This is a genomic window from Sphingobium sp. (genome assembly GCF_041987595.1).
Classification (GTDB): domain Bacteria; phylum Pseudomonadota; class Alphaproteobacteria; order Sphingomonadales; family Sphingomonadaceae; genus Sphingobium.
Genome location: NZ_JBHIWJ010000136.1, coordinates 240 through 8,853, shown reverse-complemented (window position 1 = coordinate 8,853; position 8,614 = coordinate 240). Strand labels below are relative to the sequence as shown.

The following is an 8,614-nucleotide window of genomic DNA, read 5'->3' as shown; positions in this document are numbered from 1 at the left end:
ATAGGCGATGCAGACCGCACCCGACGCCATCAGATCGCGGGCCTGATCCGGATCGGGGGCCAGATGCAGGTAGGTGTAGAGGATCTGCCCCGGCCGCAGCATCGCCCGTTCCTCCGGTTGCGGCTCCTTGACCTTCACGATCATCTGGGCGCTGGCGAATATCTCCGCTGGGTTGTCGACGATCTCCGCGCCGGCTCGCGCATAGAGGCCGTCATGCGCGCCGATCCCTTCGCCCGCGCCGCTTTCGACCAGAACGCGATGGCCGTGGGCGGTCAGTTCATGCACGCTCTCCGGCGTCAGGCCGACGCGATATTCGTTATTCTTGATTTCCCTGACGGTGCCGACGATCATGACCCATCCTCTCTTTGCTTCGACCTCTGGGACGATAGATGGGGATTGTTGCGCGCTTTGCTAACAGGCGGCCCGATCAGGGCCGGGCGCGCACCGGCACCGGCGCGTTGCAAAGGTCCACCCCGCCCGCGGGCCGGTCGTAGAAATCATCCTTCCTGTTGGCCCGCAGCCGCAGATAATCGGCAAAGCTCTGCGAGCCGACGTCCATCACCTGATAATAAGGCCGCTCCGCCTCGGGCAGATCGCTCGCCAGCCGCGCCGACATGATCGGCAGGGGCTTCTCTCCGCTGGCGTAAAAGCCCATTTCCCCAGACCCGCGCGGCAGGCTGGCGAGCAGACCCATGCCCTCTATCACCCGCCCGATCAAGGCGATGTTGCGGTCAAGCTGGCGCGGCGCCTGCCCGATCACGGCATATAGCTCAGCGCCCGTTCCGGCATCCGGCGACAGGTTCCGCGCCACGCCGACCATGCCGTAGCAATGCGGCAGCCAGATCGAAGCCTCGTCCATCGCCACCGGCCAGCCGTCGGCAAAGCCGGTCCTGGGCGCATAGGCGTCGGGATAGGGCAGGGGCACGACGCTTTGCCCCAGGGCCGCCAGGGGCTGCGCATAATCGGCCTTGATATCGGCGGCGATCCCGGCGGGCAGGGGCAGCTTCTCGGTCGGATCGCCCCATTGCGCGACATAATTGTCCTGCACCCGATAGACGCTCTTGCCGTCCCACCAGCCCGCCTTGGCCAGCGCACGGATATTGGCGACATGGGCGGGCGCAAAACGCGGCGCGAGCTGAATCACGATCCGCCTGCCGCTCTCCACCGTCATCACCAGCAGCGCGTCGGGTGCGATGGCCTGCCATGCGCTGGCGGGCGCCTGCGCCACGACGGCCGCCGGAGTCTTGGGCGGCGCATCGGCGGCCAAAGCCTGAAAGCCAAGGAAAAGGGCGGCTATGGCGGCGGTCGGACGGATGGGCATGGACCCATCAAGCATCGGGAAAGAAGGAAAGTAAATCCCCTTGCCACACTGCCCGAGCCGCGATAGGGAGCCGCCTTCCAGTGCGATGGGATAAGAACCCGATTCAGGCCGCTTGCAGCGGCGACAGGGTTCATGCGGAGCGGTGGCCGAGTGGTCGAAGGCGCTCGCCTGGAAAGTGAGTATACGTCAAAAGCGTATCGAGGGTTCGAATCCCTCCCGCTCCGCCACACCCTGTCCCTTTCCCATCATCAGGCGAAATTCGATCGGCTGGCCCGCGCCTGATCGAGTGCCGTCACAAGCCCCACCGAAAGGTCCTGAATGGTGAACGGCTTTGTCAGCAACGGCACGCCGACCTTCGCTGCGGAGGCTGCGGCGGCGCTGTATCCGGTCATCAGCATGATGGCCAGGCCCGGCCAGTCGCGTTTGACCTGGACGGCGAGATCGATGCCGCTGACGTCGCCGGGCATGATCATGTCCGACAGCAGCAGCGAAAAATCCGCCTTTTGGGCAAGCCGCCGCAGCGCTTCCTCACCTCCGGTCGCGCGTTCGAGTTCATATCCCAGTTCAGTCAGCATGCCGCCGACCGTATCCGCCACCGTATCGTCATCCTCCACCAGAAGGATGCGCTGCCTGTGCAGGGCGGACAGCATTTCGGCCGGAGCCGCGCTCGGCTGAGGGGCGCGGGCGGATCGCGGCAGCAACAGGGTGATGGTCGTCCCCTGACCGACGATGCTGTCCACCTGCACTTGGCCGCCCGATGCCCGGGCAAAGCCATAGACCTGACTCAGCCCCAGTCCCGTGCCCTGGCCGACGGCCTTGGTCGTGTAGAAGGGCTCGAAAATCTTTTCGACCAGTTCGGGCGCTATGCCCTGGCCGCCATCCGTCACCGCGATCTGCACGCGGTCGCCGGTTTCAGCGTCCCCGGCGATGTTCGCCGCCTCGATGACGATCAGGCCGCCCTTGGGCATCGCGTCGCGCGCATTGAGGGCGATGTTGAGGATCGCCACTTCCAGTTCGGACGCATCCACCTCGACCGGCCAGAGGTTCGCGGGCAGGTGCATGGCGGTTTCGATGCTTTCGCCCAGCGACCGTTCGAGCAGCGCATCCATGCCGCGCAACCGCTCCCGCAAATCGACGACCTCCGGATTGAGGGGCGTGCGCCGCGAAAAGGCGAGCAGTTGCCGGGTCAGTTTCGCGCCCCGGTCCACGGCCTGACGGATGCCCGCCTTCAGCTTCTCGATCCGCACCGGATCGCTGGTGCGCTCCATCAGATCAAGGCCGCCCGACGCCACCATCAGCAGATTGTTGAAATCATGCGCAACGCCGCCGGTCAGCTGTCCCATCGCCTCCATTTTCTGCGACTGGCGCAGCGCCTCTTCGGCCCGGTGGCGGATCGCGATTTCCGCCTGCAACTTGTGATGCGCCCGCCGCAGGGAGGAATAGGAGGCGGCCAGCATCACGATCAGCACGGACGCGGCCATCACGATCACGGCGATGCCCAGATAACGGGTCAGGCGGCGGGACAGGCTGTCGAGCGTCGAAACGAGGTAGACCGAACCCAGTTTCGTGCTGCCCTGCATGACCGGGATGGTCACGGCCAGACTGTTGGAGGCCGTTTCGGTTCGGGCACGGGTCGCGTTCTTGGGCAGCGTCATCGGCGGGCGAGCGAAACCGGCCGCAAAGTCGCCATCTTCGTCAAAGGCCGCGACGGCGACGATCTGCGGATCGGCCTTCAGCGCGTTCAGATATTCCTGCAAGGCGACGCCGTCGTCGAAGGCGAGGGGCGCGGCGATGCCGCTGGCCAGAATCTGCGCCTGAACCGTGATCTGGCGCAGCTTTTCGGTGCGGCTGATCTGCTCCAGCTGAACGGCGAAGGCGAGACCGGCGATCAGCAGCAGGATGGCGATGATGGCGGCCGACAGCGGCGTTGCCATCTGAGCTACCACATTGCCCAGGCGCAGCCGGCTTTCGGGGGAACGGTTTTCAGGCGCCTTTTCCGTCATGTCCGTCATTTCCTGTCCACCGCAATTGCAAGGCCAAGCAATTTGGAACTGATTTTAAGGCCGTTGGCGCGCGCCGCCCCATCATCGATCTGGAAGCGGACATGGCCGCCCTGCCGCACGAATTCGATCATCGCGCCCGCCGGACCCGTGCCCTTGTCGGTGACGGTCAGAACCGGCTGTCCCTGCGTCGCGGCAAAGGGGGCGTAGTCCGGCGCGGCCGAAGGCCCCGCGAACAGGATCTGGCAGCCTGACGGGTCGCCCTGCGCCCCCGTGCGCCGGACGACGACCGGTCGTTGCGCGACCTTCTGCCCCCGCACCACCTCGTTGAGGACGGAGCCGAACGGATCGTCGCCGGCGACGCAGATGACGAAGCCCTTGTCCGCAGCCGTGAAGGCGGCGGGGGGCCATTCCACGAAAGGCGCGAACTTGAACAGAAAATTCGCCTGAATGGCGCGTTCCAGAGATTCGGGTGAATTGGCAGGGCTGGCCGCGCAGGCGAGGCCGGCGACGAAGGGCAGGCTCCACCATGCCCATCGTCGGGGTCTGTTCCGGGCAGGAACAGCGCGGGCGCCTAGATCGTCCATTTCAGGGCGACGAATATGCTGCGGCGGATGGCGGTGGCCTGCGAGGCGGGAAGCTCCCGATGATGGTCATGCAGCAGGTTGAAGCCGGACAGGGACAGTTCTGCCCGTTCTTCGAACTGCCAGCCAAGACGCGCGCCCAGCTCGATATAGCCCGGCACATGCGGGTCGGGCAGCGCGCTGACGTAGCGCAGGTCGAAATCGGCGTTGATCCGCGAGCCAAGGTCCATCGACGAGCGCAGCGACGCCCGGTGCTTGGGATCGTTCCCGGCCTGCGAGATGCCCAATAGCGGCACGGACCCGTCCTTGAACCGGAATTTCTGGATCAGCAGGCTGTAACCCGGCTTCAGCCGCCACCAGTCCGCCAATCTTATGTCAGCCCATGCGTCAAAGCCATAGCTGTCGCCCTTGATCCCGTTCCCCCAGCGCAGCGGAATGAAGCCGTCCGGCGCCGGTTCGACGGTCCGCAGATCGTCGTAGAGATTGTAGAAGGCGGAGACCGACAGCGACGCGCGCGAGGACAGGGTGGAACGGGTGCCCAGTTCAAGGGCGGTCAGCTTTTCCGACCGGAAGCTGGAAAGCGCGGTCAGGAATATGGTCTGGCCGATCGATTCGACGACATCGCGATCGAAGGGCGTGGGCGACCGGACCGCCCGGGATACCGCGCCCCAGACGAGCATCCCCTTGCCCGCCTTCCACGAGAGTCGGGCGCTGGGCAGCAGGGTCAGGCCGGCATAGGTGCGCCCCTCCAGCTTGACGCCGACAGTGGCCTTCAGGGCGGGGGCAAGGGCGACGCTGTCCTGCGCGAAGATGTTGGCGACGAACAGGGTTCGCCGGTCCGGCACGAAATCCAGCCCCGGAATATCCTCTATTTCATAGCGGCTCGCCCGCGCGCCGCCGCCCCAGACGATCTCATGACCGGACCCCGGCGAAAAGGAATGTTGGCCCTCGACATCGAAAGTGTCGAGCGAGAAGCGGCCGCCGTCATCGTCGACATGGCGGCCCGTATGGTCATAATAGGCCTGAAGCTGAAGCGTCTGCCCGGACGGGCCGCTATGCCGCCATCGGGTCAGCAGGTCATAGCCATATAGATGCTCGTCGGCAGCGGTGCCCTGCGACCGGGACCCGTAATAGCCGTCGCCCTGAACCATCAGCGCGTCGCTGGGCGAGCTGTTCCAGTCGACGCGAAAGCCCGCCTGCGTCCGGCGGCTGCCGTCGTCGCGCCCCGATGCGGTTTCGAAATTCTCATGGCGTTTCACGAACAGGCGATAGCTGGCGGTCTCGCTGGTGCGGCCGCCCAGGCGCAGACCCAGATCATAGGTCCGGTTGCCGACCACGCCGGTCCCGTAGAGGCCCTGTGAAGCGCCTGCGTCGCGGGTGATGATGTTGATGACGCCGTTGACGGCATTGGACCCCCAGAGCGTCGCGCCGGGGCCGGAAATCACCTCGATCCGCTCGACATCTTCGGGCAGGACGTCCTGCATGTCCCAGTAAACGCCGGAAAAGAGCGGGGAATAGACCGTCCGCCCGTCGATCAGGACAAGCAGCTTGTTGGAGAAATTCTGGGCCTGGTCATTGCCGCTCAGGCCGCGCGCGGCGATGACGGTCTCATTGGGGCCGCCCCGCATGACCTGCAGATTGGGCGCCAGCCGCAGGATGCCGGCCAGCGTCAGCGTACCGGAACGGACGATATCGTCATGGGTGATGACGTAAATGGAGGCCGGCGCGTCAGCGATGGAGGCGGCGGATCGCGTAACCGATGTTACGTCCAGCTTGGAAAGCGCCTCGATGGGCATGTCCCGCAATTCTTCGAGACTTTGCGCCCGCGCGGACGATAGCGGGCAGCTGAGGAGCAGGCCCACCACCCCGGCTGCACCGCCCACAGCCCACGCCCGCGAAACCATATCTGTTCCCCCCTGCGCCGGAATATTTCCCGATGCGCGTCGATCGTTACGCAGATCGGCATAAAAAGTTCCATGATTTGTACTTCACTGGAAGCAGCCCTGTCGAAGCAGAGGCTTCCCGAATCAGGACAAATCCGTCTTTGTGTGCAGGGAATGCGATTATATCGCAACACGATATCAAATGGGAATGGATGGTCGATGCCGTTAGAAAACCCTGTCCTGAATGACGAGGATTATGGTGCGCTGGCGGAATTCCGCTTCGCATTGCGCCAGTTTCAGGCGTTCAGCGGCGAACGGGCGGCGGAAAAGGGGCTGACCCCGCAACAGCATCAGGCGCTGCTGGCGCTGCGCGCCGCGCCGGCGGAGGAGGCCACGGTGGGCTTCGTGGCGAGGCGTCTGCTGCTCAAGCCGCATAGCGCGACCGGCCTGATCGACCGGCTGGAAAAACTGGGTCTGGTGACGCGCCATTCGACCGCCGCCGATCGCCGTCGCGCCCAACTGCAACTGACGCCCAGCGCGCTGGAACTGCTGGCGAGCCTGTCGGCCACGCATAAGGAAGAGATCAGGCGGCTGCGTCCGCTGCTCCAGACCCTGTTGGAGCGTTTCGGCTAAAGCAGGCTGATGTTGGTCAGGCGACGTTGAGGCCCAGTTCGCCCAGCAGATTCCCGGCCTGATCGCGGGAGATGGTCGCCCCGCGAAACAGCCGGGCGTCGCCCAGCCGCAATCCTCCCAGATCGGCGCCGCGCAGGTCGGCGCCATCGAAACGGGCGCCGTCCATCATCGCGTCGCGCAGGCTGCAATCATGGAAGACGGCGTTGCGGAAGTCGCATTTCCTGAGATCCGCCTGCGAAAAGTCGATGCGGTTCAGCACCGCCTTGCGAAAGGACTGCCCCGGCAGCTTCGCATGGATCAACAGGGTTTCGTCGAACTGGATGTCGATTCCCCGGATTTCCGACAGGTCCGCGCCGGTCAGCTTGCACCGTGCGATCTTCGCGGAGGTGAGGGTGCAGCGCCGGAAGGAGGCGTTGTTGAAGTCGCCGGCGACGAACTGCGCGTCGGTCAGGTCGCTGGCGGCGAAATTGGCGAAGGCGCCCCGGCACGACAGCCACATCGTCCCCTCCAGCTTCGCCCCGCCGACATCCGCTCGCCGCATCGTGCACTGCTCGAACGTCCAGCCGGTCAGATCGAGGCCGGAGAGTTCTGCTTCTTCAAGGTTACAGCCGACGAGCTTTTGCAAAGAGCCGGTCAAAGGTGCGATGTCAGCGCGGGTGAGGGTCCGGTCGCGTAGCGCTCGATCGGAAAACAGATCGTCCATCCCCCGCTTTTAGGCAGGCGCAGCCGATCCCGCCAGAGCCGATGAAGCCCCCACCCGCATGACGCGCAGCCGAGCGTGGCTTTCATGCGACAAGGATCGGCAAAAAATGCATGATTGCTGCTGCGCAATGATTTTTCGTTGCGCCGAACCGTAACTTGATGACAGTTTCCTGTCAGAAACTCGCGCACCTGAGGGGGGTAGCCGATGTCAAGTCGCGTTCGCTTGATTGAGTTTTCGTCTGCGCTGCTGGCCACGACGGCCCTCGCATGTCCAGCCTATGCGCAGGAGGCGGCGCCACCGCCTTCTTCCGACGGCGATGTGATCGTCGTCACCGCGCAGCGGCGCGAGGAACGGTTGCAGGATGTGCCGATCAGCATCGCCGCGCTCGGCCAGCAGAAGCTGGAACAGGCCAATGCCAAGGCGCTGGACGATTATGCCAAGCTGCTGCCCAGCGTCTCCATCCAGTCCTTCGGTCCCAGCCAGGCGCAGGTCTTCTTCCGCGGCGTGGCGACCGGGTCCGGCGGCCCGCCGCTGCATATCGGCCCGTTGCCGACCAGCAGCACCTATGTCGACGAAATCCCGGTCACGACGATCGGCGGCATGGTCGACGTTCCGGCGATCGTGCGTGTCCGCCACATGGCCGGCGAAGAGCGACATGCTGATGGCCGGCAGCGCCTCGGCGAGCCCCACCAGCCCCAGCGCGAGCGGATCAATATCATGCGTGCCCGGCAAGGCATGGGGCCACTGCCGAAGAACTGGAGCGTGAAATAAGGCTTGCCGCACGAGACCCCGGCCTTCGCCGGGGTGAGCGGGGAGTGGATGCAGCCTGCCCTATTGCGGGCGTTGACGCATCAGCTTGCGCAGGTCTTCAAGACGCTGCTGGCGGAACTTTTTCAGGCCCGACCGCAGGAACAGGCCGAGCTTCGGGTCGTGCGTGGCCGTGCTGGCCTGCGCGCGGTGGATGCGTTCATCGGTCCGCGAGATTCGGTCTTCGAGCTTGTTGATCATCATGTGTCAGCCTCCATTTCTGTCTGAAGTCAGAGCAGCGCCAGCGTTGACCGGCATGCGCCGGGCAGCTGAAGCGCCCTCTCATTATGCCATAACTCAACGGCACCGGCAAAAGTTGCAGGCGATTGCAGAGGGCGGATGAGGCGGGGCTGCGAGCGGGCTCGCCCCTCTGGCGTGCATGAAAAAGGCCGGCCCCCAAAGGGAGACCGGCCCATGTCCTGTCCTGCCCGCTGCGCCTAGTTGGCGGTCAGCGACAGGGTGATGATGTCGGAATAGTCGCCAGCGAACACGGTCGTGGTCGGCGCGCCCTGGAAGTCCGGGCCCTTTACGCCATCGACGACGATATAGGCACCGACTTCGCGGCCCTGGCGCAGTTCTGCAGAGCCGGCAATCGGATAGGTGCGGTCGCTGGTCAGCGATTCTGGCCGGGTGCCGAGGGCGTAGGAGAACTCATCGTCGCCCTTGTCGAGGTCGAAGGAGTA

General features: G+C 64.9%; 9 protein-coding genes, 1 tRNA gene and 1 pseudogene. 3 read left to right on the top strand and 8 right to left on the bottom strand.

Going from position 1 to position 8,614, the window contains the following annotated elements; translation table 11 throughout:
• Together ACFC3J_RS20880 and ACFC3J_RS20875 are read right to left on the bottom strand one after the other, a co-directional pair.
• Positions 1-351: pseudogene (locus ACFC3J_RS20880) on the bottom strand (alanine dehydrogenase); the annotation flags it as partial.
• 76 nt (positions 352-427) lie between these two features.
• Positions 428-1,321, bottom strand: a complete 894-nt coding sequence (locus tag ACFC3J_RS20875; RefSeq protein ID WP_375197911.1) for a peptidylprolyl isomerase — start codon at positions 1,319-1,321, stop codon at positions 428-430.
• Positions 1,322-1,457: 136 nt separating this feature from the next.
• Here ACFC3J_RS20875 and ACFC3J_RS20870 point away from each other — a divergent pair.
• Positions 1,458-1,548: transfer RNA gene (locus ACFC3J_RS20870), tRNA-Ser, on the top strand.
• A gap of 21 nt (positions 1,549-1,569) precedes the next feature.
• Here ACFC3J_RS20870 and ACFC3J_RS20865 read toward each other — a convergent pair.
• From ACFC3J_RS20865 to ACFC3J_RS20855, 3 genes are read right to left on the bottom strand one after another with little or no spacing between them, the layout of a single operon-like run.
• The gene (locus ACFC3J_RS20865) at positions 1,570-3,333 is read right to left on the bottom strand and encodes an ATP-binding protein (protein ID WP_375197910.1); all 1,764 of its coding nucleotides are present in this window, start codon (positions 3,331-3,333) and stop codon (positions 1,570-1,572) included.
• Positions 3,330-3,908, bottom strand: a complete 579-nt coding sequence (locus tag ACFC3J_RS20860; RefSeq protein WP_375197909.1) for a YfiR family protein — start codon at positions 3,906-3,908, stop codon at positions 3,330-3,332. The genes ACFC3J_RS20865 and ACFC3J_RS20860 overlap by 4 nt, the downstream gene beginning before the upstream one ends.
• Entirely contained in the window at positions 3,896-5,788 is a 1,893-nt protein-coding gene (locus ACFC3J_RS20855) for a TonB-dependent receptor plug domain-containing protein (protein ID WP_375197908.1), read from the bottom strand. The genes ACFC3J_RS20860 and ACFC3J_RS20855 overlap by 13 nt, the downstream gene beginning before the upstream one ends.
• A 219-nt stretch (positions 5,789-6,007) precedes the next feature.
• On the opposite strand from ACFC3J_RS20855, the gene ACFC3J_RS20850 reads away from it, so the two are divergent.
• Complete coding sequence (locus ACFC3J_RS20850) at positions 6,008-6,421, top strand: MarR family winged helix-turn-helix transcriptional regulator (protein WP_375197907.1); 414 nt, start codon at positions 6,008-6,010, stop codon at positions 6,419-6,421.
• A gap of 16 nt (positions 6,422-6,437) precedes the next feature.
• On the opposite strand, the gene ACFC3J_RS20845 is transcribed toward ACFC3J_RS20850, so the two are convergent.
• Positions 6,438-7,124: a pentapeptide repeat-containing protein gene (locus tag ACFC3J_RS20845; protein ID WP_375197906.1), complete on the bottom strand. Its 687-nt coding sequence runs from the start codon at positions 7,122-7,124 to the stop codon at positions 6,438-6,440.
• Between the two features lie 222 nt (positions 7,125-7,346).
• On the opposite strand from ACFC3J_RS20845, the gene ACFC3J_RS20840 reads away from it, so the two are divergent.
• Complete coding sequence (locus ACFC3J_RS20840) at positions 7,347-7,895, top strand: TonB-dependent receptor plug domain-containing protein (protein WP_375197905.1); 549 nt, start codon at positions 7,347-7,349, stop codon at positions 7,893-7,895.
• 60 nt (positions 7,896-7,955) lie between these two features.
• Here ACFC3J_RS20840 and ACFC3J_RS20835 read toward each other — a convergent pair whose 3' ends face one another.
• Positions 7,956-8,135 carry a hypothetical protein gene (locus ACFC3J_RS20835; protein ID WP_375197904.1) on the bottom strand — a complete coding sequence of 60 codons (180 nt, stop codon included), beginning with the start codon at positions 8,133-8,135 and terminating at the stop codon, positions 7,956-7,958.
• Positions 8,136-8,368: 233 nt separating this feature from the next.
• Positions 8,369-8,614 (bottom strand): hypothetical protein (locus ACFC3J_RS20830; RefSeq protein WP_375197903.1); only part of this gene is annotated, 246 nt, incomplete at its 5' end.

Bases quoted from the DNA above. Each gene is read 5' to 3' on its own strand.
- ACFC3J_RS20875 (WP_375197911.1), bottom strand. From the start codon at position 1,321: ATGCCCATCCGTCCGACCGCCGCCATAGCCGCCCTTTTCCTTGGCTTT.
- ACFC3J_RS20865 (WP_375197910.1), bottom strand. From the start codon at position 3,333: ATGACGGACATGACGGAAAAGGCGCCTGAAAACCGTTCCCCCGAAAGC.
- ACFC3J_RS20860 (WP_375197909.1), bottom strand. From the start codon at position 3,908: ATGGACGATCTAGGCGCCCGCGCTGTTCCTGCCCGGAACAGACCCCGA.
- ACFC3J_RS20850 (WP_375197907.1), top strand. From the start codon at position 6,008: ATGCCGTTAGAAAACCCTGTCCTGAATGACGAGGATTATGGTGCGCTG.
- ACFC3J_RS20845 (WP_375197906.1), bottom strand. From the start codon at position 7,124: ATGGACGATCTGTTTTCCGATCGAGCGCTACGCGACCGGACCCTCACC.
- ACFC3J_RS20835 (WP_375197904.1), bottom strand. From the start codon at position 8,135: ATGATGATCAACAAGCTCGAAGACCGAATCTCGCGGACCGATGAACGC.